Source organism: Oceanobacillus sp. AG, from assembly GCF_009746545.1.
GTDB classification, from domain to species: domain Bacteria; phylum Bacillota; class Bacilli; order Bacillales; family Amphibacillaceae; genus Oceanobacillus; species Oceanobacillus indicireducens.
This window is the reverse complement of sequence record NZ_WOWT01000027.1, coordinates 1-25817: the sequence shown is the minus strand read 5'-3', so window position 1 is coordinate 25817 and position 25817 is coordinate 1. Positions and strand designations below refer to the sequence as shown.

Here is a 25817-nt window from a genome sequence, read left to right as displayed (position 1 = left end):
AGAAGCATAATGAAAAACGTTTGGAAGGTGTCCATAATCTTACTTGGATTCTTACTATTAGTCGCATGTGGAAGCGAAACAAGTTCTAAAAAACCAAATGAACAAAATACGCAGCTTACAACAACAATCAAAGGCGGACGCACTGGCGGAGCATGGGCGGTGTTTACAGAGGGAATCGCCGAATCGATTCGCCGGGAGCATGGCGGATCATTTATAACAGTGGAGCCTGGAAGCATTATTGAAAATCCATTAATGGTCGGAACAGGTAGAGTTCCTTATGGCTTGTCCTATTCAATGACAGCTTATGCGGCTTATAAAGGACTAGAGCCGTATAATCAAGCCTTTCGAGACATTCGTGCCGTCAGTGTCGTTGTACCGGCAAACTATTATCAGCTTTTTACAAGGGAAGAGCTTGGGGTGACTTCGGTTGAGGACTTATTAGAAAATGGTCCGCTCCACATATCCGTGAATCAACAAGGTTCGGCAGGCGAGGTTATTACCCGGGAAATTTTAAGATTTTACGGGGTAACCTATGAAGATATTATTTCTGAGGGTGGTTCAGTTGATTTCCTCTCTGGCTCGATGGCTTTTGAACTGATGGCAGACGGAAGACTTGATGCGGCAGGGAATGCTGAATCCGCTCCTTCCAGTAATATTATCGAAGCGGCGACAATGACAGATTTAAACATGATTTCTTTTGATGAAGAAATGATTCAGACCGTTGCCGATAATTTAGGGATGGAACCGAACACCATCCCTGCTGGCACATATGATTTTCTCACCGAAGACGCTCGGACGGTAAGCACACCGGCAATTCTTATGGTTCACAAAGATGTTTCCGATGAGGAAGTCTATGCTGTCACGAAAAGTATTTATAATAATCTAGACTTTTTAGATACCGTTCATGAAGAATTTAAAGCGTTAACGAAAAGAAATATGAGCAATGTTGGAGCACTCCCGCTGCATCCAGGAGCGGAAAAGTTTTTTAAAGAAAAAGGACTGCTAAAAAATAACTAAAGCTTAGCATTCGATAAAGGAGATTGTTCAATGGTGAACCTAAAAGCACGTATAACTGGCTGGTTTGGGTATGGGTACCGTCGCCGGCTGTCATCCTATCATTTACATATCTTCAGACTGCTTGCTTGTATTCTTGCAGTCTATCAAATTTGGTCAGTCATTTGGGGGAAATTAGATCCATTGAATCAAATGGCACTGCATTTATCTGGTATTCTTGCAATCGCCTTTTTGCTGTATGGTTATTCCAGGAAAGCTCACGAAGGGAAAACAACGGAGAATCCGACCTGGATCGATTATACAGCGGTACTCCTCGTTATTCTAGCTGGAGTCTACTTTTCTATGCATGCGGAGCGTATAGCTGTAAGGATTCCAATTATGGACCCGCTCACGACTCTTGATTTATTTTTCGGGCTTGTATTTATCGTGTTAGCAATTGAAGCAGCCCGCCGGACGATGGGCTTTCCGATTATTGCGATTGTGCTCGCCGGTTTTAGCTATATTTTCTTCGGGCATTATTTGCCGGGGATCTGGCAGCACCGGGAGTTTTCTTTTACAGACGTCATGCATGAGCTCGCCTTCAGCTATAACGGATTGTGGGGATCTCCAATTTCGGTAGCGGCAACCTTCGTGTTTATGTTCCTCTTGTTTGGTGCGTTTTTAAAACAGGCTGGAGCAGGTGAATTTTTCTTTCAATTGTCGACTGCGATTGCTGGGAGAACACGAGGCGGCGCAGCGAAAGTGGCGGTGTTAACAAGTGCCTTTTTCGGATCTATCTCCGGAAGTCCAACGGCGAATGTTGTTGCGACTGGATCTTTTACGATTCCAGTGAGTAAAAGAAGTGGCTATAAACCATCTGTTGCTGCGGGTATTGAAGCTGCCGCGTCAACTGGTGGAAGCACTCTACCGCCGATTATGGGTTCATCTGCCTTCTTAATGGCCGCGGTAACCCAAATCCCATATGGGATGATTGCGCTTGCTGCAACAATTCCCGCGATTCTTTATTATGTTTCCTTGCTGTTGATGGTTCATTTAGAGGCAGTGCGTTCTAATATGCCCCGGCCGAAAGAGGAAAATATCCCTGACATTAAAAAGGTTCTGAAAGAAGGCTGGTATCATATTATCCCCTTCATCGTGCTTATGTATTTCCTTATTCAGGGATATAGTGCAGCAAGAACAGGATTTTACGCAATTCTAGCTATTATCGTCGTAAGCTGGTTTCGCAGAGAGACACGGATTGGTTTTAAAGCGACGATTCAAGCACTTGTTGACGGTGCAAAATCGTCCATTCCTGTTACGGCGGCTTGTGCTGTTGCAGGCTTAATCATTACCGCAATCATGTCTACAGGACTTGGAGGGAAATTGACAAGTATTGTGCTTGGTTTAACGAGCGGACTTCTTATTCCTACATTACTGCTTGTAATGATTATTTGTATTGTATTAGGGATGGGTATGCCGGTCGCTGCTGCTTATATTTTAACAGCCATGCTTGCTGCCCCTGCATTAATTGAATTAGGTGTTCAGCCAATGGCAGCACATTTATTTATCGTTTATTTCTCTATTTTTTCAGCAATCACGCCACCAGTTGCAGTTGCAGCTTATGCAGCCGCTGGAATTGCCGAGGAAAATCCGAACCGAGTTGGCTTAGAGGCCGTAAAGCTTGGAATCGTTGGGTTTATTATTCCATTTATGTTCGTGCTGGAGCCAGCATTGTTGCTGGATGGTTCAATCGGAGACATCGTTCTGGCTGTTCTTACAGCTTTACTTGGTATTGTTGCACTTACTGGGGCGATGATTGGCTGGCTCGTTACGAGTGCGACCGTACTAGATCGTATCCTTTTATTAAGTAGTGGCTGTTTGTTTGTATTCCCAAGTATCGTTTTGAACATAGCTGGGCTTGTATTGGTTCTCTTTGTTTTCTTCATGCAAAGAGGGTCGAGGGAGCAGGTTCCTCGAACTATTCAATAACCGAGTGTGAGGAGTCTAACTTTTACCAAGAAACTAAAAGCGGAGCAGTTCCCGAATGGGCTTAGCTAGTTCGGGAACTAGTACACTTCCGCCGCGTAGTGCAAGGTAAGAAACTATCCTAAAGCTATTCTTTCATAATGCTTATACAAGGAATGAAATTTACCGGAATAATTGACATGCCATGGCTTTTTCTTCCCGCAAAAGTGAATGATCGCTGTATTGTGAATAACGTAATCCATATCAATTTTATTTTTGTTAGCTAAACGATAATACAGATAAAACCGTGCATCAAAGTTATATAAGATTTCATCTATATTTTTTATTTTTGCCGAGTATAAACCATTTAAAATATCCTGATCAGGCAAGATTAACTTTTTCCTGTTTTCCTCCACAAATTTATAAATCTCCTCTTCCTTGATTTCCATCCGTTGACGTTCTAAATTCATTAACAGAACACCAGAATTATAATATTCATCTATTTCATAGCCCGGAAAGCGAATTTTGTTAATATCGCTTAAAATGGAACGATCATGGAACGCAGCAGCGTATAGATATTCCGAAATATCCATATCATACAAGGTGCGAATTTCATTTATGACCAGAATATCTGGATCAAGATAAAGAATTCGATCGAGCTCTTGCGGTAGCATTTGGTAAGCTAGTAAACGATAATACATTTCTTTCGTAAAATGCTTAACAACTGGAGCATTAGAAAAGTGCTTCTCTTCCACTGTAATCACGACAAGCTCCTGACCCTCTTGTTGAATATACCGCATGAGATCATCCAGTTCCTCATCTTCAATAGACGAATGCATTAGATAAATAGCAAAGGATTCTCCAGGGTTATTTACAAAAAGGGACTTCAGCATTGTCTTTAATGGATTGATATAATTTGAATTCAACGTTACGAGGATATTCATGATTTTCTTTTCCCACCCTATTTTTTATTGCTTCATGACTCAACTTTCGCACTGCAGAAATTCACATCATTTTCAGGGCCTGACAAACTCACCCGGCAGCCAAAATCCACTCTTGCTAGTTATTCACAAATCCACCCGCTTGCTTTAAAACTTCCATCTCTAATACCGTTACCCCAATTTCTATATCTTTTTCCTCCGTAAATTCATCAGGATGGTGGCTCAGACCATCGACAGAAGGAACGAATATAAGAGTAGTCGGCCAGCGGGAAGCTGTGTTCATCGCGTCATGCCCTGCACCACTCGCCATAAACATATAAGAAACCCCGACCTCCTCACATGTTACTGCAACCGCCTGCGCTAAGTCTTCATCCATCATGACCGGATCATCATTTTGGATGATCTCCATTGAAATTGGTGTCGCACGCTTCTTCACGATTTGCTCTGCCTTTTCCTTTATCCGTTCAAGCACCCGTTCACGTGAATCAGCATATATACTGCGGATATCCACCTTGAGTGATGCACTGCCGGGCACGACGTTCATGGCCCTTGGCGATATATCAAGTACTCCGACAGTTGCGACCGTTTCATATTCATCTTCCAAAAGACCCGCTTCTTCCACTGCTAGCGATAACTCAGCTGCAGCAAGCAATGCATCACGCCGATTCTTCATCCCTGTTGTTCCGGAGTGGGAACTCTTCCCGGAAATATGAATTGCTAAACGGAGTGGTGCTGCAATACCTGTTACAATACCGATTTGTTTGTTTTCCTTGATTAACTTTGGTCCTTGCTCAATATGCAATTCGTAAAATGCCTTTACACGTCTATTGCTCTGATCCGCCTGCGGAAACTGGTCCAGCTCAAGCCCCTGTTCCTTGACCGCTTCCCTAAGTGACACTCCATTTCTATCCTGCAAGTTTTCCAATGTCGCAAGATCTACCTTATTCATCATCACCTTACTCCCAAGGGTCGCGAAATTAAAACGCGATGATTCTTCACAAGTGAAACCGATTAATTCAATCGGATGCTGCGTCCTTATCTCTGCCTCTTTTATCGAACGGATAATTTCAAATCCAGCTACTACCCCAAGTAGACCATCATACCTTCCGCCTTGGTAAATCGTATCTAAATGAGAGCCAATAATGACGGGGGGAAGCGAGTCATCCGCACCAGGCAGGCGGATGATAACATTCCCTGCGGCATCAATTTCCGTTTCAAGCCCAAGCAGTGTCCCTTCTCTCATCAAATATTGCTTTGCGATATATTCCTCGTATGTATAGGCAACCCGCTCAATCCCGCGATCCGTCTCACCCAATTCATTCAATATATGCAGCGTTTCCATCAAGCGATCGATTTTCATAAGACTCATCCCCATTATTTAAAGCATTATGTATACCTATAATTTACAGTATATTCCGCAATAGCTCCAGGAAATTTTTGCATGCACGAAAATAAGGTCAAGGGGCCTAGTCCTTGACCGAAGCAAAATCATGAGCATAAGTTGTTCAAGCTTTATTTCTGGTGCAGCTTGTAATGCAATTCTCTAACCCTTTCCGCAAGCTCAGAAACTGGCCCATCAACTACCGCACCGCGAATAACGTCTTGGATCGGCAAATTCCGAACAGGCGACGGAGCAACCCCCAGTTCGCTCATCCATTCCGCAAGCTGCTCCGAAGAACTTGCATACACAATTCGACCTAAGCCAACCCAGCCATGAGCCGCAGCACACATCGGACAATGTTCACCTGAAGTATAAACAGTCGCTTTACTTCTTTCTTCCGGTGTCATATTCTCAGCTGCCCAGCGCGCGATAGCGAATTCCGGATGCTGCGTATGGTCTCCGCTCGCAACATGGTTATGGTCTTCAAAAAGTACCTCTCCATCTGCTGAGACGAGAACAGAACCGAATGGCTCGTCACCTTTCTCTAGAGCGATTTTTGCCAATTCCACACAACGACGTAAATGCTTTAAATCTGTATCTGTTATCATATTGTAGTCCTCCTTCGTTTCATGTACCCATATTCTATCTATGTACCCATTCATTTTACAAGCTTTCCGATTCCTTCAGCACCACTTCCTTCGAACCTCCTTGCAACCTTAGAAAGTAAAATATCCCAGCGATAATCAGGATACCACCAACAGCTTCTACTCGTGTAATCATCTCATTTAAAAGGAATATTGCTAAAACAGAAGCCCCAATTGGTTCTCCTAACGTAGCCATTGATACAGTTGTAGTATTGACATAGTTTAATAGCAAATTGAAAATAATATGTGCCCCTGTTGGAAAAATAGCGAGCATCATGAAGACGGCCCAATCATTTGTACTATAACCGGTAAAAGGTATCCCGCCAATTAAATTAAAGATAGCAACCGTTACCCCAGCCACAAAGAAGACTAAAAAGCTGTATACCCAATGATTAATTGATTTTACATTCCATTGCCCGATCATTAAATATAGAACAATAGAAACAACGGCAAAGAAAGATAAAATATTTCCAAAGAAAGCGCCAGTCCCGCCTCCTAAATTACCTCCACCAACAATGACAACCCCGATAAAAGCAACTCCCATCGCAAACACGGTACGAACATCTACCTTTTCTTTAAAGAAGAGTAGTCCCAGAACTAAAGCAATCGCAGGCTGTAGCGCTAGAATTAAAGTAGAACTTGCCACCGTCGTATGATTTAAGGATTCAAACCATAATCCAAAATGTCCGGCTAAAAAGATACCAGCAAATACAATCGCTACCCATTCTCTCGCACGTATCCCAAGAAATGTTTTCCGATGTTTAATAACCATAGGAAGAATGATTACACATGCCAAAAACATCCGGTACATGACCATAACCGTTGAAGGTGCATCCGATAACTTCACAAGTATTGCAGATAAGGAGATACAAATAATTGTAATGACTAAAAGAATGTTAATCGTTCTCTGCTTCAATCGTTTCCCTCCCTTATTCAATCTTCTTTAAGAATCTCATACAATCGTTCGACCGCTTCTGGAATTTCTTCTCTAGAAATATTAGCAAATCCTAACACAAGCACAATTTTATTCCCCCTATCAACTTGCTCTTCCTTTAGCATGAACCGAGTTAAAGGGTACAACTCAAGCTTCTTATTCTTCGCCAGCTGAGCTACCTCCTCATATGTCTTATTCGTTTTAAACTCAGCTAGAAAGTGCAAGCCAGCTCGAATATCCTTAATATGAATATCCTTCATAAATTTTCGTTTTAATTCTTCAACTAACAACTCCCGCTTTTCCTCGTAGCTATTATTCGTCCGATTAATATGCTTAGCATATTCTCCAGTTTCAATAAAGTAGTGAAGCGTATTATAAACTGAGCACATTACTTCCTTGAATCCAACCAGAATATTTACGTCGATATTCCCTTAACAAAGCAGGAGGCAAGACGAAATAGCTAACTCGTAAGCCTGGCATCATTGTTTTTGAAAAAGTCCCTGTATAAATAACACGCTCATGTCTGTCTAAACTTTGTAAAGAAGGAATGTTATCTGTACCATATTTATATTCACTATCATAATCAGCTTCTATAATATAAGTATTCTCCTGATTCACTGCCCAATTCAGCAATTCCATCCTTTTAGAAATCGGCATAATTATTCCTGTTGGGAATTGATGAGATGGAGTAATAATTAAAAGATTTGGATTAAGTTCTTTCACCTCTTTCACATCAATCCCTTTATCAACTAAAGAAATGGGGGCAACTTGATGATTCGTATCTTTTAATTGTTGATAAAGCCTAGAGTATTCTGGGTTTTCAATAGCTGTCGTAATTCCAGATGGTAACATATTCATTATCTGCCAAAGAAGCGGCTGGGTTCCTGGTCCGATTATCACTTGTTCCGGTTCACACATCACTCCGCGGGAAACAGCGATAAGGCGAGCTATCGTTTGCCTGACAAGATAAGGGCCTTGAGGGTGGGATATTTCTGATAGCTCTTTTTTGTGATGTTTAATTGCCATCCTTTCACATTTCATCCATGCTTTAAAGGGAAATATCGAAAGGTCTGTCGACATATGTGATAAAGAAATCCAGCTTTCTTTATCATCCTCAGACGTCTCTTTTTCTTTCAAATCATCGGGAAAATCCGGTCGCATGGAAAACTCTTGCAGACTCATAAATTGTTTAATATCTTCCACATAATACCCTTTTCGTTCCACGGTATAAATATATCCTTCTGCAAGTAGTTGTTCATACGCGTTCGTAACCGAATTATTACTTACTCCCAGCTCTTGTGCTAGCTTTCTTTTAGAAGGAAGCTTTTCACCGGGAGCCAATTTATTTGCTAAAATACTCTTTTTCATTTCTAAGTAGATTTGCTGATAGATATGCTTTCCAGTATTCTCTCGATCAACCTTGATTAACATCATCAACTTCTCCCTCTCCTTCTGGTACCATATTAATTATAATTCTGGTACTTTCCATTATAACAGAATCTTATAATATCAGTATAAATACTGAAAATGGGAGGCATTACAAAATGGATTCATTAACTAAAAGTACAAAAGAATTGCAAGATAAACGAAATAAATATATCCCTCGTGGGGTTAGTAATGGAAACTTACACATTGCGCGGGATGCACAAGGCTCGACAATTACGGACATCGAGGGAAATGAATTTATCGACTTTGCAGGGGCGATTGGTACTTTAAACGTTGGACACACACACCCGAAAGTAACAGAAGCAGTTAAAGAACAAATTGATAAATTTTTACATCCTGGCTTTAACGTCATGATGTACGAAGGCTATATTGAGCTTGCCGAGAAACTTTGCAAAATTACACCTGGAAACTTTGAAAAGCAAGCACTACTCTTAAATTCAGGTGCAGAGGCAGTGGAAAATGCTGTCAAAGTAGCTCGTAAATATACAGGTAGACAAGCTGTTGTTTCGTTCGTTCGAGGGTTCCACGGTCGTACGAACATGACTATGAGCATGACGAGCAAAGTAAAGCCTTATAAGTTTGGCTTTGGTCCCTTTGCACCAGAAGTCTATCAAGCTCCATTCCCTTATCCGTATCAGAGACCAGAATCATTATCGGAAGAAGAATATACCGACCATGTCATACAGGATTTTAAAGACTTTTTCGTGGAAACGGTTGCACCAGAAACAGTCGCTTGTGTCGTTATGGAACCAGTTCAAGGAGAAGGTGGATTCATTATCCCTCCTAAAGAGTTCGTGCAAGCGGTAAGAGAATTTTGCTCAGAGCATGGCATTGTTTTTGTAGCTGATGAAATCCAAACTGGCTTTGGACGTACTGGGGCATATTTTGGAATTGATCATTTCGATGTCGTTCCAGATTTAATTACGGTTTCGAAATCCCTTGCAGCTGGTCTTCCACTAAGTGGCGTTGTTGGCCGTAAAGAAATTCTGGATGCCTCAAATCCTGGAGAGCTTGGTGGAACGTATGCAGGAAGCCCTGTTGCATGCGCCGCAGCATTAGCAGTCATTGATATTATGGAAGAAGAGAATCTACCTGCCAAGGCGGAAATCGTTGGTGAAAAGATTGAAAATAAACTTACAGAACTACAAGAGAAGTATACGTTTGTCGGTGAAATTCGCCGTCTAGGCGCGATGGTTGCTGTTGAAATCGTCGATAACCGTCAAAATAAAAACCCAGATAAAGAAACAACAGCTAAAATTGCTAAATATGCAAATGACAATGGTTTACTGCTATTATCTGCCGGAATTAAAGGAAATGTCATTCGCTTCTTAGCTCCACTTGTAATAACAGATGAAGAATTGAACAAAGGATTAGCAATTCTTGAAGATGCTTTCGCTAATCAATAGGAGGAAATAAAATTGACAAAATATATTTCAGTAAAGAATCCAGCAACAGGTGAGTTAATCGAAGAAGTAAAAACAAACACCAAAGAAGAAGTCGAACAAGCTATCTTAAGAAGCCACGAAAGCTTTAAGGCATGGTCTTCTGTCAATGCCCATGAGCGTTCAAGGCTATTGCAAAAATGGTCTCGCCTTATTCAGGAAAGTAAAGAAGAAATCGCTAAGGTGATGACGCTAGAAAGTGGAAAGCCAATTAGAGAGTCGCTTGGTGAAGTCGATTATGCAACAAGTTATATCGATTGGTATGCTGAAGAAGCAAAACGTCTTTACGGACGGACCATTCCGGCAAACACGGAAACAAAGCGAATTATTATTACACGTCAAGCAGTTGGTCCAGTCGCAGCAATTACACCTTGGAACTTCCCTGCAGCCATGATGACGAGAAAGGCAGCCCCGGCACTTGCTGCAGGATGTACATTTATTGTAAAACCAGCTGCAGAAACACCGCTGACAACAATAAAATTAATTGAGCTTGCTCACCATGCCGGGATTCCAGAAAATGTAGTACAATGCGTGAACGGTAATGGCTCAACAATTGGTGATATTTTTACAAGTAGTCCTTACATCCGTAAAATCACATTTACAGGGTCCACTCCAGTAGGTAAGTCTCTTATTGCAAAGAGTGCTGATACGGTGAAACATATCTCAATGGAACTTGGTGGACATGCACCAGTCATTGTTGCAGCTGATGCAGACGTTGATTTCGCCGTAACCCAGACCGTCGCTTCAAAATTCCGTAATGCGGGACAAACGTGCATTTGTGCAAACCGCGTCTTAGTACATGAAAGCGTGGTAGAAGAATTCTCTCAAAGCTGGCAAGTGCAGTAAGTCAATTAAAGTTAGGTAATGGTTTGAATGAAGATACAGATGTTGGTCCGGTCATTAATGAAAAGGGATTCAATAAAGTTGTTTTCCAGCTAGAAGATGCGGTTAATAAAGGTGCTGAGGTCCTAACTGGTAACGTATTCGATGCCAACCAAGAAAAAGGGTACTTCTTCATCCATCCAACTGTTTTAAAAGGTGTAAGAGAAGATATGAATATTATGCAAGAAGAAACATTTGGACCAGTTATTCCAATCACCACCTTTACAGAGTTAGATGAAGCAATCAGGATTGCCAATAGTACTCCATTTGGGTTAGCATCTTATTTCTTCACAAATGATTACCGTACAGGGGTTTACTTAAATGAAAACCTCGACTTCGGAATCGTTGGTTGGAACGACGGAGCACCATCTGCCGCACATGCGCCATTTGGGGGAATGAAAGAAAGTGGAATCGGCCGAGAAGGTGGCAGTGAGGGAATCGAGCCTTATTTAGAAACGAAATATTTATCAATTGGAAATCTATAAGCTTATTTTAAATATCCGCCAACAGCCCAAACAAGCTGCTTGGCGGTTGTAATCTTATAAATACAGTTTTTATAAAAAGAGAAGGAGAGTTTCAACTTATCAATCCTATTTTAGAATGAATGGATAGGCCTTTAATAAGCTTGCATTGTTATCATGATTATTAAAAGATCAAGAAATACATTAATGAGTGGTTTCATTCTCTCAAAGCAAGCCCATTTCATTTTAGACTAGCTTTTTAGGTAAGAGTAGGGTATCAAAAAAAGAAAGTAAAAAAGCAGCATAAGATAATAAATGAGAAGACAAGTTCACTAGTACAATATTTTGCTGGACTAATGAACTTGTCTTTCTCTAAGTTATTTAACTATTAAATGATGTCCTAGTTATTCTCCTTACACCAATCTAAAATAAATGCAGCAATTGTTTTTGTTACAGTTTTAAGACTATCTAAGTCAATATATTCATTTGGTGCATGCATATTGGCTCCGCTTGGTCCATAACACGTTGCAGGTATACCAAACTCACCAAATGCACGAAGGTCAGTAGTAGCAGTGAATGCCAATGATTCCATTTCTTCATTTGTTGTTTTTTTATGTGCTAAAGCTATACGGTTAAAAAGCTCACTATCTTTAGATATTGTATATCCTGGTGCATGGAAACCAAAAAATGTAATCTCCGGTGGATTCTCCTTTAGCCAATCATCCTGTTCAGAGGCTTTTAAAAACCATTGCTTTACTTCTTCTTGGACGTCTGATGGATCAGTTCCTGGATAAAACCCTACCCTTGCCTCAAATGTATATTCATTAGGAACACTAGAAGGCCAGTCTCCTCCATATCCGACTCCTACATTTACATTTAAAGGATGAGAATGATGGGTAAAATCTGGATGTTTTGGTTGAGCATTAATATGCTTTCTGTAATCTTCCAGCGCCTGAATTAGTATTGTTGACTTATTAATCGCATTTTGCGCCATTTCTGCTCGTTCGACATGAGCCCCGCTTCCCTTCACCTTCACTCTCAACCACATAACACCTAATTGCGAATGAATTCCGCGAAGTTCTGTTGGTTCAGGTATTAATGCACCATCTGCTACAAATCCTTTATCTAGTAATGCTAGTGCTCCGTTTCCTGTACATTCCTCTTCAATTACTGTTTGAATTTGGAGGTCTGCGCCCAATTTTATATTTGCTTTCTGTAGTGCTTTTACTGCATAGATAGCCGCAGCTACTCCGCCCTTCATATCCAATATCCCTCGTCCATACATTTTATTGTCAATGATGGTTGGTATGAATGGGTCCTCTTCCCATAATTGTTTTGGTTCTGCACTTACGACATCAATATGACCTTGAAGAATTAAACTTTTTCCCAGTTTTTCTCCATCGGATTTCCATTCCCCAACTAAAACTGGCCGGTCCTCATAATCCCATTCAGGCTTTCCATAATTTTCATAAGCGGAAAGACGTTTAGGATCAGGTGAAAACAGAGTAGTTGTTAAATTCATGTCGTCTAAATGTTTCTTAATAAAAATTTGCGTTTCCTTCTCATTTCCTAATGTACTTTCAAATGATCCAATTGATTTAAGAAAAAGTAATTCTTCCTCCCATAAATCATCAATCGCTTGATTTACTATTTCTAAATTTTTTGATGTTATGTTACTCATACAGGATCCCCTCTTTCATAAAAGTATTCCGATCTACGGTAAAGAATTTATAGTTTCATCTCATCGTTTGCTAACCTTTTAATTACACCAAATAATACATTTGCCCCTTTTTCTATATCTTCATCTAAGGTAAGTTCTGATACATCATGACTCTTTCCATTAACGCTTGGTAAGAATATCATCGCAGTTGGCCCAAGTTCATTCATATACTTCGCATCGTGACCAGCACCACTTGGGATGCTTTTACTTGTATATCCATATTTCTCAGCGGTTTCCATTATCAAATTTCTAAGTTTTTCATTGAATAATGTTGTTTCTGAGTCCCATAAATTTTCAACTTCAAATGAAACGTTTCGTTCTAACGCTACCTTTTCCATTTCATCTATCATTTTTTCCAAGGTTTTCATTCTTAAATCATTGTCCATATGACGAACATCTAGTGAGAATACCACTTCACCTGGGACGCAATTTGCAACATCTGGAGTAACGGAAAGACGGCCCACCGTTGCCGTTACACCATACTTAATTGCTGTTTCTTCAATAACACTCATCATTTTCGATGCAGCTGCGAGAGCATCTTTTCTTAAATGCATTGGCGTAGGACCGGCATGATCGGCCTCCCCGGTTACTGTTATTTCACGCCAATTCATTCCTTGAATCCCCTCAACTCCACCAATAGAAATATTTTCACTCTCTAACACAGGTCCTTGTTCAATGTGAAGCTCTAAGAATGCAAAAAAATCCTTTATTCTATTTTCTTGCAATCCGTCATAACCAATTCGTTTTAGTTCATCTTCAAAACTCTTTCCAGTTCGATCAACCCTACTATATACAAATTCTTTCTCGAATATACCAGCTAGACCACCTGATGCCATCATTGGTGGTTCAAAACGAGCGCCTTCTTCATTTGTAAAATTAATAATTTCTATAGGTCTAGCTGTCTCAATATGATAGTCGTTAAGTGTTCTTACAACCTCTAAGGCTGTTAGAACACCTAATATCCCATCGAAACGTCCCCCTCTTGGTTGTGTATCTAAATGAGACCCGATTAAAACAGGTGCCAGATCCCTTTTTCCTTCTCTTCTTCCATACATATTACCAAAGTCGTCGATACGAACGGATAATCCAGTTTCCTCCATCCAACTCTTAAACAAATCTCGCATTTCTTTGTCTTCATCCGAGAGCGCGAGCCTTTTCAACCCATTTCCAGGTATTTCGCCTATTTCTGCACTTTTATCAATTGTGTTCTTTAATCTCCTAAAGTTTATTCTTTCCTCGACTTTTTTCAATACCTTCACCCCCAATAAAGAATTACAGCCCTAGCTGAACAAATAAATAACCCCATATCGCAACAGAAATTAAAGTAATCGCGACAGCACTTAGAATGACTTGTCTATATTGTTTCTTTATCAATGCAAGCCCATTTGGCTTTTTCTGAAATTCTTTAATTGTGATCTTTGCCATACTTGTTTGCTTCATTTTTGTAAAATACTGTAGCTCATACGTATTCGGCTTTGTTAATAAAGCAATAATAATTAATGATCCAACTGAGAAAACAAGAGCAAGCATAAGTTCATCTATACCCTCAGGAACAGGCATCACACCTCTCCTTATTAGTTCTCCAAAGATAACAAATGTTGTAACACCGATAATCATACTTGATAATGCTGCTTTAGAATTCATACGCCTCCATTCAAATGAGGCGATGATTGTCGGCAACCACCCTACCGCAAAGAAGGAACCTGCATAAATAGAAATCCAGTAAATAGCGGATGGTTGCATAATAGCAATAAGACAAACCACGGCAGCTACTATGATTTGTGCGATACGTGCGTATGACAAGCTTTGTCTGTCCGTAAGTTTTTTCTCGAATATTCTTTCGTATAGATCTCGAGAAAGAGCGAAACCAACTAAGACAAATAACGTTGATGCCGTAGATAGAACTGTAGCCATCAATGCAGCAAGTCCAATACCGGCTATTGCTGGTGGAGTAAACTCCATGAATCCAAAAACCATCACATTATCTGTTGGTGTTATATTCGGAGCAAGTACCTGCATTCCTCCTGCGGCAATAAAAATAGGAATTTGCATAAGCGGAGCAAAAAACACTCCAATCGATGCAACTTTTAATATAACAAAGTCATTTTTTGCAGGGAAAACACGAGAAACAAGAGCAGGCATACAAGTAAAGAATAAGATCCATACAAGGAATTGAGAAATAGACCAACCAATGGAACGATCCTCTGCTCCTGCTAACGTCCAATATCCTGGTATTGTTTCAGATAAATTCTTTATTTGATCAAAGCCTGCTTGTCCAATAATCATTGGAGCAATGATGAATGTAATTGCTAACATTGTAAAAAGCATTATCGTATCTGTAATGACCACACTGTACATCCCACCAAAGGCTGTAAAAGCAAGTAATGCAATCGTAAATAAAACCATAATTAACTCAAATCTTATATCAATGATTTCACTCAATACTAAACCTGCTCCGATAAACTGAACGACACCGTAACCAATTAATCCAATAATCATGATAATTGTTGCAACAACACTAACCCATTTACTTTTAAATCTCTTTTCAAAGAAATCTGGCATGGTTGTACAATCTAATGCTTTCATTTTTCGACCAATATATACTACTGCAAGTAACGTACCGATCCATGAACCAAAAGAGCCAAGTGTTGAATAGACTAAAGGACCTTCCGTATATGATTGTCCTGCAATACCTAATAATGTCGTAGCACTAAGAAATGTAGCAGCTAATGTACTCACTATTAGGATTGTGGATCCTTTGCCTCCCATTGTATAAAAATCATCGCTATTTTTAACGAATTTACTTACTACAGCACCAACAAAGATGTAGATAATCAAAACTATAATAAATATTGCAATGGCCATATGTATCCCCCTTAATTTACGTTTGCATTTTTCTCCATTTTATAAGCATCATTAACTTTTCCTTCTTCCTGTAGTTGTTCGGCTTCTTCTTTTTCCATTTGGCGAATAACTGGAAGGTATTGCTTTCTAAGTATCGTAACTACAATAATAAGAGAAAGAACGGGAAGCAATGTTGCATTTAAAAACAAGATTAATACACTTATATTCATAAAATAATCACCACCTCTACCTTTCTATATCTTTTCAATAAATTTAAAACGCTGCACTAGCGCTATATATACCAATTTTCCAACTTTTCACCAGATACTTATTGAGCTTTTAAGCGGTCACCTCTTTCTTATTCAGTATTTATAATCCATTTAGAGAAAACGGTTACAGAGTTAGTTATAAAAATCATAATGCTTATTATTACAAGTATTCTGTCTAATGAAAAGTACCAGATGCATATATAATTAGGGTACCAGAATAAAGTTTTATATTGAGCTAAAATGTGTTTAACTTGCTTACTCGGCAAACTAACTCCAATAGTTTTACTAATCTGTCGCTTATCCAATACATGTAGGAAGTTGTTTAAAAAAACAAAAAGAAGACCATCCGATCAATGGTCTTCTTCCATTTAAAACGCATCTATTATTCCCTTTTTATCCATCATTCCTTCTACAATTTCCCCACCCATTATGCCTTAGCTCTTAATCCACTTCGACCTTTACAATTTTTCCTGTATTCATATCAACTTCTACTTCATATTTAACGTCCTGTGCAGTTATAATCTCGACTTCATATACTCAAATACCTTGTTCTTTCTCTTATTTTACTTTGACGATTTGTTCAGGAACTCAACTACTGCAATGTTCATTGCTTCTTCTATCGATATCTGTCTATACCGATTATATCCGTTATTGTATTCGGTACCTTGCCAATTAGTGATTATTCACATACATTCTCCTTGCAATCCTGGTCGTTTACACTACATCCTATTCAGAGACGAGCTGCATGTACCTAACCTAAATGAAAATGGTCAGGTGCCTAGAAGGGAAACTAAAGCGCCTTTTGTTCTGCCATTTGTTGAGCGGCTTCGGGGGAAGAGCGTTTAGATGTAAAAGGGCGTATATTAAAAATAATATTTAAAACAATCGCTGTTACACTTCCTGCAACAATCCCATTATTCGTTAAAATTTGGATGCCGGATGGTAAAACAGAGAATAGGTCAGGTACAACGGTTACCCCCAGTCCCATCCCTACCGAGCAGGCAATAATCATCGAATTTTCCGGGGACTCACTAATCACCCTTCCTAGCATCTTAATTCCTTGGGATACAACCATGCCGAACATTGCAAGCATGGCACCACCTAATACAGCGGTGGGAATAATCGTTGTTACGGCAGCAATTTTAGGAACTAATCCAAATACAAGCAAGATAATCCCAGCTACGAAGATGACTTTCCGTTTTTTTACACCCGTTAATTGAACAAGACCAACGTTTTGTGAGAATGCCGTATATTGAAAAGCATTAAAAATTCCTCCTAATAATACTGCAATCCCTTCCGCACGATAACCTTTTGCTAAATCCTCCTCCGATAACGTTCTATCTGTAATATCACTAAGTGCAAAATAAACACCCGTAGATTCCACTAAGGAAACCATGGCAACAAGACACATCGTGAGAACTGCGGAGATTTCAAATGTTGGCATACCAAAGTAAAAGACTTGCGGCATATGAAAATAAGAAGCCTCCCCGACGGCACTAAAATTAACTTTCCCTAAAACAGCAGCTACTAGAGTACCGGCAATAAGTCCGATGATAATGGATATTGACCGGATAAATCCTTTCGAAAAGCGATACATGAAAATGATGAACGTTAAGGTACCAAATCCTAATAATAGATTCATTGATGAACCAAAGTCACTAGCCCCTTGTCCTCCAGCTAAATTATTAATTGCAACAGGGATGAGGGTTAATCCGATAATCGTAACGACACTTCCCGTCACAATCGGAGGGAAAAAGCGAACTAACTTCCCAAATATCGTGCTTATCAAAATGATAAAAATTCCTGATGCAATAATCGAACCATATATCGCTGAGATACCGAATTCTCCGCCAATCGCAATAATTGGTCCAACCGCTGTAAAGGTACAGCCAAGAACGACTGGAAGTCCAATTCCAAAAAAACGGTTGCTTCCAATTTGTAAAATGGTAGCTACTCCGCACATGAAGATATCGATCGCAACGAGATACGTGAGTTGTTCCGTTGTTAGACCCAGTGCACCGCCGATTATAAGTGGGACCAATATCGCGCCTGCATACATTGCAAGTACATGTTGCATTCCTAAAGCCGCTGTTTTCATCTAGGTTAATCCTCCTTAAAGGTTACTTTCCCATTTTCAAGCGAAGAAACAATAGCTAATGATTCCACTCGGAATCCTTCTTGCTCAATAAGCTTTCTGCCATTTTGAAAACCTTTTTCAATGACAATTCCAACTCCTGCTAATGTCGCCCCGGATTGTTTTACCATATCGATTAAACCAAGTGCAGCTTGTCCATTAGCGAGAAAGTCATCAATAACTAAGACAACATCATCATGTGTGATGTAATCCTTCGATATAGAAATAGTGTTCGATTCTTGTTTCGTGTAAGAATAGACTTCTGCACTATATAAGTGATCGATTAAGGTGAGCGATTTACGTTTCCGGGCAAATATCGTTGGAACACCTAACCGTAATGCAGTCATGACCGATGGAGCAATTCCTGATGACTCCAGTGTTAATACCTTTGTAATTCTTTCATCTTGAAAGCGGGAAGCAAACTCCTCCCCAACCTCCTGCATTAATACCGGATCGATTTGATGGTTTAAAAACGAATCCACCTTCAATACAGAATCAGACAATACCTTACCTTCGTTTATAATCTTTTGCTTTAATCGTTCCATAACGATCTCCTTTCCAATATACTAAGGCGTAAACGCCCTTACAGGCTAAAAACGCGATTCGTTACGCAACACCTGTGACTGCGATTACTCGTCCCACTGAAGAGTATTTTGCACTAGCACATCCAGTAGTCGCAGCAACGTACAAACTGTGCCTCCTAGGACGGGAGGTAGTTCGATGTTGCCCCATACGTGAGCGAACTTAATCGAACTTCCCCTTTACCTGAATGAGATAAAGGAAACATGCTCCTTTAGGGGTAGACGTGAGTTGGGCTTGCCCGAATTTAAACGGCCCTCCTTTAGTTTTGAGCCGATGTTGACTTTCACCACAAGGGTATAAGGGCGACTAGGCCTCACAAAGACCGCTCGGCAAGTCTTCCTTATCGATTGCAGGAGTGTGAAGTTTGATAGTTGCTGGGCGCAGAGCGGACGTAGCTATTTCTCGGCACACTAGATACCTCAGTATCTTTATTTTATAGTCTCAGTAAATAAAAAAACCCAGAAATTCTTACTTCTAACTATGAAGAAGCAAGAATTTCTGAGCGGATAGACTCGAAATAAAAAGATAAATTTTAACCTGAACGGCAAAATTACCTTTTTGTGCTACTTTTCATAGTCAGTTTATTTACGGTAAACCGGTAGAAACTTGCAGGCCATATCCCCGCGATTATATGAAAATAATATTCGCTTTAAATGTTACAAGTATAGCATGTAATCGACATATTTCAAGGCTTTTTCCATATGTAAAACCTTTCAAACAATTTGGACTTAGGTGCGATTAGTCATTATTTTCCAGATTACGTTTGTTGACTTATTTGAGTTTGTTGTATTTGTTGGTTTTAAATAGTATATTATAATTAGAAAGGAGTGGTTTGACATGGTCTCAATTAAAGAAGAAAACTTGTTGGATACAGTTCGTTTTTTAATGGAGCAGGAAAAAGAACAACACGCCGTGGCTGTATTGAAGGCTGCTATTGAGAAATCATTAAGACAGATAGGCATGTATACCCCAATTATTTCCCAACTTCCATTCGTCTCTCCAAAACAGGAACAGTTAGAAGAGCTAAAAAAATTGGAATCTGAAATTATCAAAGAATTTACGAAATCCGCTTTCCCAAAGGAGGCAACTTTTGAAAAGATATTAGATTATTTATTCCTAGTTAGCTCCATTACAGAAAAACCGAGTTACTTTTATAGGAAGTTAACGGCTTCCATTCTTGCTCAAATATCCAACAAAGGGATTTATCTTTCAAAAGAAAAAAATAGGGTTAGACAAATGAAGGATGATTCTTTAGTAAATAGAAGTGTACCACTTACTGAAATTGCAAGTAGCCAAGAAGAAAACAAGTACTACACGACAAGTGAAGCTGCTAGGAAGTTAGGATTAAGTGACCAAACTATTAGACGTATGTGTGAGCAAGGTAAGTTTAAAGGAGCTATTCGAGTGGGCGGAACTGGTCATTGGCGGATTCCAGCAGAAAATCTCATTACAACAGATGCTCAAGATAAAAAAGCTGAAATGATTTTACAACGAATAGATGAAAAGAATGTAGAAACGGGGGATATAGATGAGTTTGACCTCTAGTTTCACTCGTCCCCCGAAGGCATTTATTGATACAACGGTCCTTTGCGGGGCGATTCGAAAAGATGGATTGAATCGGAAGTTACTGAAATTGGCTCGTTCTCCTCAGTTTTATCAACCCGTCCTTTCAAGAATTTGCCTCTTAGAATTCATGCGAAATTCCTCGAATGGACTGGGGAAGGGAAATAAGATGGTGAAATACAGTGAAGAAGAAATTATGACCTTCACCTTCTCCTTTTTAGCTCCTATTTTTGATAATTACTCAGAGTTGCCTGTAAACAGCATCGTAGGGCGGTATAGTATTGAAACAATTATCCGGGAGAACCAACCAATTGGCGAAGTCCTGACATTATTAAGTGGATGTTCGGATGAATTCGCTAAACAGATTGCCGGTAATCAAGAAATGAGTGAGCCACTTCATCGGTTTGATCAAGATGACTTTCACGTTTGGATTACAGCCATCCAGGAAAAATGCGATTACATCGTAACTACAAATACTCGGCGTTTCCCTTCTCAAATTGGAAATATACAACGAATTCATCCGGGGGATTTTTACGACTTTTTGATTTCAGAATAAAATCTTAAAATAAATTCCATTCAAGAACAATGATAATGATAGAGAAGTTGCAACATGTATGGTGCTTTAGGCATTGATTTTAATATGGATTCTTGTATTTATTTTAATGGTGAGCTCATTTATTAATGAATTTTAAAATGACTTTAAACGGCGTCCACTTTCACTTTCCCAATCTTTTCAACATAGCTATCCCCTCTCAAGATAACTTCGTCAGCTTCATAACGCTATACTCTCTCTACTTTGTCCGGCCCACAAACCACAATAACTTTTTCTCCTCTTGCTTTTACTAATTGGATAAATGCGGAGCCAACTCCACCTGATGCCCTTGTTATTAAAACACATCAGCCTTTTCTGCGCATTTCCTCTTTCATCTTTCAACGAATACGAGATCTTCATCATAACATCCTAGTTAGCCGCTATTATTTATGATATACTCCTCGCTAGTTGGCTAAATAAATATATCTGAAAGGAAGTTAGGCATGAAAATTGATTCTCCTAAAATTTCCCCAGCACTATTCACAAAAAATTTTCAAGATATCTTTTACGAAGAAGACCCGATTCTAGAAATGTGTGAAATCATGGATTCTAATTTCACAAACGAGGCTGTGGATCGTTTACGGCTATATAATGCAGTCGTAAGAAATAGCACGTTTACGAATACGGATTTTAGCAATGGCGACATAACAGATGTTCGCTTTGAAAAATGTGACTTATCCAATGTAGATTTTAGCAAATCATCGATTCACCGAGTAGAGTTTATAAACTGTAAGTTAGTTGGCTGTGAATTTCCAGAGTCATCTATCGGTAATGTAAAATTTGAAAATTCCATATTGAACTTCGCCACCTTTGGAAATGCAAAACTTCAGAAGGTTATATTTCAAGAGTCTTCCTTACAAAATGTCGATTTTTATGAATGTAAATTTAAAAGAATCGCATTCGATGCATGTGATCTCAATGAAACAAACTTTGAACAGACATCACTAAAAGGAATAGATATAAGTTCTTCAAAGTTCGATTCACTTACGGTTTCACTCGAAGCTATCAAAGGTTGCAAAGTCTCCACATACCAAGCTATTCAATTGGCATCACTAATGGGCTTAGTAATAAAAGATTAGTACTTTTATTAGAATGGGACTTATACAACAAGGAAAAAATGTAAATTCGGGGATGTAAATGCGTACGACCTCTAGTTATAGGCATCCCCGCAAGCATTTATTGATTAAGCTATAGCTTTTCGTTATATAATTCATGGCATATCTATGTGTCCATATAACTCTTCACGCTTTCCTCCAATACATGCACTTTAACGAAATTGTATTTTTAATTAACAGAATGAATTGAATTGCATTACCAATTGCAATGGCACCCCATGACAAATAACCTCATAAGTATACCTTCGTTTATCAAAACTAGTGACTTATTGCTTTTCCTCTATTTATGGTAAGTTTCGACTTATACTCTGAAGTCACAATACTTTTTAGTTATTTAGAAAATTTCACTTGATTATTTTGTTTATATTAAATACCATATATCTTAACTACAGGCGCTATCAAGTATACAGGCTCAGAGGAATACCTAAGGGTATATGTATACATAAAAACACCCATTTCTTTTTAGAATATGGGTGTAAAAAACGGATGAAAATTTAGTATTGTAGTCTGGATATTATTTTGTTGCTGAATTGCGTTTATGCTTTGATATCATACGGTACTCAATTAAGAGTTCTCCTACAATGGCAAATAGGAATACAGGAAGGGAGTAAAGGATATTAGTCAATATCCAGATAAGAAGAAAGACCCCTATCGCTCCAATCCATAAAGCTCCGGACAGCATTCCGCGTTTTGTCACTTCTTCTGTATCTTTATAATAGCCTGCGTAGGCTTCGTGATATCGTTCATGCTCCTGCATTAGCCATGGTTTGAACCGTTTTTTTTCGGTAAGCATTAAGAAGGCAATAACCAGAACGCCTGGTAATACAAAAGGAACCAGCACCCCCAGGATAGCAGCGGGATCACTGTTTTCCATAAAAAAGTGTGAACTGGAGATGGAAATTCCGAATAAAATGGCGCCGACAGCAAGGGCATAGATAAGTGCCCTTTTCCAGTCCATCGGATATTTGGCAGTTGTTTCTGTTGTTAAACCTAAATAGGTTAACGCTGCTCCTGCAGGTACAACGAATGGCAGGAAGGAGGAAATAGCAATGAATAAATTATTTCCTGCAGAAAAATAAGTAATTAGACTTGTAATAATTCCAAACAATAAAACTCCTGCAGCAAGTGTATATCCAATGGCATATCCTGCAGAAAGCTTGGGTTTTGTATCTACATACATTTTTCCAATAATCTCCTTTCGTTTTTCTCTGCTTAAATCATCGGCAATTGCTGTAATGTCACCTAATTCTGAGACAGCTTCTGCAAATGCCTCATCAGATGATTTTCCTGCTTTTTCTAAATCCTGCACGCGGTCCTTTAAATTTATTATGATTTCTTCTTTAAAATCCTCCAGCTCAGCTGTTGATTCATATCCGTGAAATAAATCATCGACATATTTTTTTATCATCATATTAATCGTCTTCCTCCTTCAATAATTGATTCAAAATCCGCTGAGTAAATTCCCAATCGGCGATATTTTGTTTGTATTGTATGCGGCCTTTATCAGTAATACGGTAATATTTTCTCCGGCCACCCTGACTTTCATCTCCCCAATAGGCAACGATACATGCTTCTTTTTCTAATCGTTTATAGCTGGAATAAAGCGTGGCTTCCTTTAATTGATATAGTCCGTCTGTTCGATCCATGATGGATTTGTATATTTGATATCCATAGGCATCGTTTTTTAATAGTATTCCCAACACAATCGTGTCTGTATGACCACGCAATAAATCTGCTGAAATTCTTCCTTCCAACAAAACCCCTCCTTGCCTTGCAATGACTCTTCTTATCTATAACAAATAAAATACTATGACAGACAAAGTAATTGTTTGTATAAGTATATTACTATGACTGTCATAATATGTCAATGGAAAAGTAGTTGTTTAATATTTTTATGTTGGAAACAAGTCCAATTGACCGTAATCATTCGGTTTCTTCGTTATTTTAACCATAGAAAAAAGCTTGCAGAGAAAATACCCTACTATCTCTGCAAGCTGAAGACTAAAGTTGCTCCAGTCTTGGTTTCCATTCATAATTGAATCAGCAAATATTTTTTATAGAGGATTCTTTTATAGAAAGTGAGAAGGATAGTTTTTAATCAAGAATTCTTTCATTTCCTCAGCTGATTTCTTTTGCAAGACAGTCACAATATCATCAGCTAGTAATTTTCTGTGAGAGCTGCTGGAAAAGCCGATTTGCAACAGTTTATTGATATCATCATCATGCATATAAAATTTCACTTTTAGGGATGTATAGCCTTGTTCTTCAATAAGTGTAGCAATACATCTTGCTGTATGAAGTGATGTAGATTTGGGAGTTTCTCTGCAGTTTGATCCAGCTTATTACCATAAAATCAAAGTGATAATCCGAACGCAGAATACACTTGAAAATGGACTGGTATATTTTTCCAAGTTTTCACTTTCTAAAGTGATTTTTATAAACATGTATGTAATAAATTAAATGGAGGGATAGCGCTATGCTTGGGAAGCTTTTTAAAAAGAAAGAGAATCAGGAAATTGAATTATTTGCTCCTGTTGACGGTGAAGTAATACCTTTGGAAGAAGTACCTGATCCGGTATTTGCTGAAAAAATGATGGGTGATGGAATTGCTATTAAACCGTCTAATGGTAAAGTGGTATCACCAGTTGATGGAGACATTATACAAGCGTTCCCGACAAAACATGCGGTAGGGATTAAAGCATGCAATGGAACAGAAATTTTAATTCATATTGGTTTAGAAACAGTTGCATTGGATGGAGATGGGTTTACCATCCATGTTAAAGAAGGAGACAAAGTAAAAAAAGGAGATGCACTTGTTGACGTAGACTTGGCAGTGGTAGGTGAAAAAGCAGCAAATACTGTCACACCTATGCTTATTACAAATATGAATGATATTGAAGATTTAAATAAACAGAAGTTGAAGCAGGTAAAGGCAAGTGAAGATGTTGTTATTACGGTGAAATAAAGGGAGCTGACAATGAACTGATTTTGTTGGGACTCAAAAACAAAACTATACAGTTAGAAAAACCAGCAGCTTTTCAATTTGAAATGGAAAGCTGCTGGTTTTTCTATTTCAAATACTACATGAGTCAATTTCATAATTGCTCTTTTTAAAAATACAAAGACGTACAGAATTTCTAAATTGTATTTTTAAAAACAGAAATCATGCAGTTTGTGATGGATTTAATTGCGCATCGATACGATCCGCGGCGAGCTTTGATGCATTATAAACAAGGGTTACCATGTCAAAATGGACTTTTGCACGCTTTCCCGTACGATAACGAACATTGTTCAATTGGAACCATTCTTTAAGATAGGCGTTCACGCGTTCTACAGCGGTGCGACGTTTGTAAATATTGTCCCATGCTTTGGAACCGCGGGCTGGAGCAGTATACTTCCGAAGGTCTTTCGTTATTTTCATTTTATAAACCTTTTGACAGGTGCCCTCATTCGCTAAAGGGCATTCCCTGCATTCTTTTGGGCTCGTGTATTTTAGTGTTTCATATTTGGCATCAAAGCTATCATAACGGTACGAATGCTCACGAAAACATGTTGGGGCAAAGTGTTTGTCGTAACCCAGAAGTTCCCCTTCATTTCGCTTGTTGTATGCAATCACAGATTGTTGTCCCATCCGATGGACTTGCTCGTAAATCGGTTCAAAGTCATAGCCTGCATCCATCGTATTATAACGTAAATTCAGTTGAGGAAGGCGCTCATGAATTCCCTTAAGCAACGGGATGGCAGCCTTCCCATCATTTAGATTTCCTGATGAAAAGAGTGAATCCAAAATATATTGACTGGATGTGCCAACGATTAAGTGAGCTTTGTAGCCAAACCAAAAAACATTTTTTCCTTCCGAGTTCTTCTTTACGCCCCATTTTGGGTCTATGGGAACTTCGGAACGCAACT

General features: G+C 39.0%; 23 protein-coding genes, 2 pseudogenes and 1 riboswitch. Of the genes and pseudogenes, 8 read left to right on the top strand and 17 right to left on the bottom strand.

Annotation, left to right across the window (positions count from 1 at the left end; translation table 11 throughout):
• Positions 1-9 precede the first annotated feature (9 nt).
• Together GN217_RS14200 and GN217_RS14195 are read left to right on the top strand one after the other, a co-directional pair.
• Complete coding sequence (locus GN217_RS14200) at positions 10-1017, top strand: TAXI family TRAP transporter solute-binding subunit (RefSeq protein ID WP_156857321.1); 1008 nt, start codon at positions 10-12, stop codon at positions 1015-1017.
• Positions 1018-1047: 30 nt separating this feature from the next.
• On the top strand, positions 1048-2982 hold the full coding sequence (locus GN217_RS14195) for a TRAP transporter permease (protein ID WP_156857320.1): 1935 nt from the start codon (positions 1048-1050) through the stop codon (positions 2980-2982).
• Positions 2983-3095: 113 nt separating this feature from the next.
• Here the strand turns inward: GN217_RS14195 and GN217_RS14190 are convergent, their stop codons facing one another.
• The 6 genes from GN217_RS14190 to pdxR form a co-directional block, all read right to left on the bottom strand.
• Positions 3096-3902, bottom strand: coding sequence for a glycosyltransferase family 8 protein (locus GN217_RS14190; RefSeq protein ID WP_156857319.1), 807 nt, complete (start codon positions 3900-3902; stop codon positions 3096-3098).
• Positions 3903-4017: 115 nt separating this feature from the next.
• Positions 4018-5259, bottom strand: a complete 1242-nt coding sequence (locus tag GN217_RS14185) for a Zn-dependent hydrolase (RefSeq protein ID WP_198042672.1) — start codon at positions 5257-5259, stop codon at positions 4018-4020.
• Between the two features lie 152 nt (positions 5260-5411).
• Complete coding sequence (locus GN217_RS14180) at positions 5412-5888, bottom strand: nucleoside deaminase (protein WP_156857317.1); 477 nt, start codon at positions 5886-5888, stop codon at positions 5412-5414.
• Between the two features lie 55 nt (positions 5889-5943).
• Complete coding sequence (locus tag GN217_RS14175; protein WP_156857316.1) at positions 5944-6840, bottom strand: DMT family transporter; 897 nt, start codon at positions 6838-6840, stop codon at positions 5944-5946.
• Between the two features lie 17 nt (positions 6841-6857).
• The gene (locus GN217_RS19450) at positions 6858-7247 is read right to left on the bottom strand and encodes an aminotransferase-like domain-containing protein (protein ID WP_370459797.1); all 390 of its coding nucleotides are present in this window, start codon (positions 7245-7247) and stop codon (positions 6858-6860) included.
• Positions 7231-8292, bottom strand: coding sequence for a MocR-like pyridoxine biosynthesis transcription factor PdxR (gene pdxR / locus GN217_RS14170; protein WP_370459798.1), 1062 nt, complete (start codon positions 8290-8292; stop codon positions 7231-7233). The genes GN217_RS19450 and pdxR overlap by 17 nt, the downstream gene beginning before the upstream one ends.
• Before the next feature lie 110 nt (positions 8293-8402).
• Here pdxR and gabT point away from each other — a divergent pair, with 110 nt between their 5' ends.
• Both gabT and GN217_RS14160 read left to right on the top strand, forming a co-directional pair.
• Positions 8403-9710 (top strand): 4-aminobutyrate--2-oxoglutarate transaminase, encoded by a 1308-nt coding sequence (gene gabT / locus GN217_RS14165; RefSeq protein WP_156857315.1) that lies wholly within the window; start codon positions 8403-8405, stop codon positions 9708-9710.
• A 12-nt stretch (positions 9711-9722) separates the two neighbouring features.
• Positions 9723-11113: pseudogene (locus GN217_RS14160) on the top strand (NAD-dependent succinate-semialdehyde dehydrogenase).
• Positions 11114-11489: 376 nt separating this feature from the next.
• On the opposite strand, the gene GN217_RS14155 reads toward GN217_RS14160, so the two are convergent.
• From GN217_RS14155 to GN217_RS14125, 7 genes and pseudogenes are all read right to left on the bottom strand, one after another.
• Positions 11490-12770: an ArgE/DapE family deacylase gene (locus GN217_RS14155; RefSeq protein ID WP_156857314.1), complete on the bottom strand. Its 1281-nt coding sequence runs from the start codon at positions 12768-12770 to the stop codon at positions 11490-11492.
• Between the two features lie 47 nt (positions 12771-12817).
• On the bottom strand, positions 12818-14059 hold the full coding sequence (locus GN217_RS14150) for a Zn-dependent hydrolase (RefSeq protein WP_156857313.1): 1242 nt from the start codon (positions 14057-14059) through the stop codon (positions 12818-12820).
• Positions 14060-14081: 22 nt separating this feature from the next.
• Positions 14082-15647 carry a sodium:solute symporter family protein gene (locus GN217_RS14145; protein WP_232334450.1) on the bottom strand — a complete coding sequence of 522 codons (1566 nt, stop codon included), beginning with the start codon at positions 15645-15647 and terminating at the stop codon, positions 14082-14084.
• Positions 15648-15685: 38 nt separating this feature from the next.
• Complete coding sequence (locus GN217_RS14140) at positions 15686-15883, bottom strand: hypothetical protein (RefSeq protein ID WP_156857311.1); 198 nt, start codon at positions 15881-15883, stop codon at positions 15686-15688.
• Positions 15884-16363: 480 nt separating this feature from the next.
• Positions 16364-16447 (bottom strand): annotated as a pseudogene (locus GN217_RS19445) (hypothetical protein); the annotation flags it as partial.
• Between the two features lie 265 nt (positions 16448-16712).
• Positions 16713-18020: a nucleobase:cation symporter-2 family protein gene (locus GN217_RS14130; protein ID WP_156857310.1), complete on the bottom strand. Its 1308-nt coding sequence runs from the start codon at positions 18018-18020 to the stop codon at positions 16713-16715.
• Between the two features lie 5 nt (positions 18021-18025).
• Positions 18026-18601, bottom strand: a complete 576-nt coding sequence (locus tag GN217_RS14125) for a xanthine phosphoribosyltransferase (protein WP_156857309.1) — start codon at positions 18599-18601, stop codon at positions 18026-18028.
• Between the two features lie 590 nt (positions 18602-19191).
• Positions 19192-19293: riboswitch (purine riboswitch) on the bottom strand.
• 182 nt (positions 19294-19475) lie between these two features.
• Here GN217_RS14125 and GN217_RS14120 point away from each other — a divergent pair.
• From GN217_RS14120 to GN217_RS14110, 3 genes are all read left to right on the top strand, one after another.
• Positions 19476-20183 (top strand): helix-turn-helix domain-containing protein, encoded by a 708-nt coding sequence (locus tag GN217_RS14120; RefSeq protein WP_156857308.1) that lies wholly within the window; start codon positions 19476-19478, stop codon positions 20181-20183.
• Between the two features lie 187 nt (positions 20184-20370).
• Complete coding sequence (locus tag GN217_RS14115; protein WP_483310469.1) at positions 20371-20757, top strand: PIN domain-containing protein; 387 nt, start codon at positions 20371-20373, stop codon at positions 20755-20757.
• 479 nt (positions 20758-21236) lie between these two features.
• Positions 21237-21872: a pentapeptide repeat-containing protein gene (locus GN217_RS14110; RefSeq protein WP_156857306.1), complete on the top strand. Its 636-nt coding sequence runs from the start codon at positions 21237-21239 to the stop codon at positions 21870-21872.
• 550 nt (positions 21873-22422) lie between these two features.
• Here GN217_RS14110 and GN217_RS14105 read toward each other — a convergent pair.
• The 3 genes from GN217_RS14105 to GN217_RS14095 all read right to left on the bottom strand — a co-directional run bounded on the left by GN217_RS14105 (position 22423) and on the right by GN217_RS14095 (position 24136).
• Positions 22423-23319, bottom strand: a complete 897-nt coding sequence (locus GN217_RS14105; RefSeq protein WP_232334449.1) for a permease prefix domain 1-containing protein — start codon at positions 23317-23319, stop codon at positions 22423-22425.
• Position 23320: 1 nt separating this feature from the next.
• A complete protein-coding gene (locus GN217_RS14100; protein ID WP_370459795.1) occupies positions 23321-23665 on the bottom strand; it encodes a PadR family transcriptional regulator in 345 nt (114 codons plus the stop codon).
• A gap of 312 nt (positions 23666-23977) precedes the next feature.
• A complete protein-coding gene (locus GN217_RS14095) occupies positions 23978-24136 on the bottom strand; it encodes a hypothetical protein (protein WP_188858099.1) in 159 nt (52 codons plus the stop codon).
• Positions 24137-24384: 248 nt separating this feature from the next.
• On the opposite strand from GN217_RS14095, the gene GN217_RS14090 reads away from it, so the two are divergent.
• Entirely contained in the window at positions 24385-24873 is a 489-nt protein-coding gene (locus GN217_RS14090; protein ID WP_156857302.1) for a PTS sugar transporter subunit IIA, read from the top strand.
• 198 nt (positions 24874-25071) lie between these two features.
• Here the strand turns inward: GN217_RS14090 and GN217_RS14085 are convergent.
• Positions 25072-25817, bottom strand: a 746-nt coding sequence (locus tag GN217_RS14085; RefSeq protein ID WP_156857301.1) for a transposase, incomplete at its 5' end; no start/stop codon positions are given.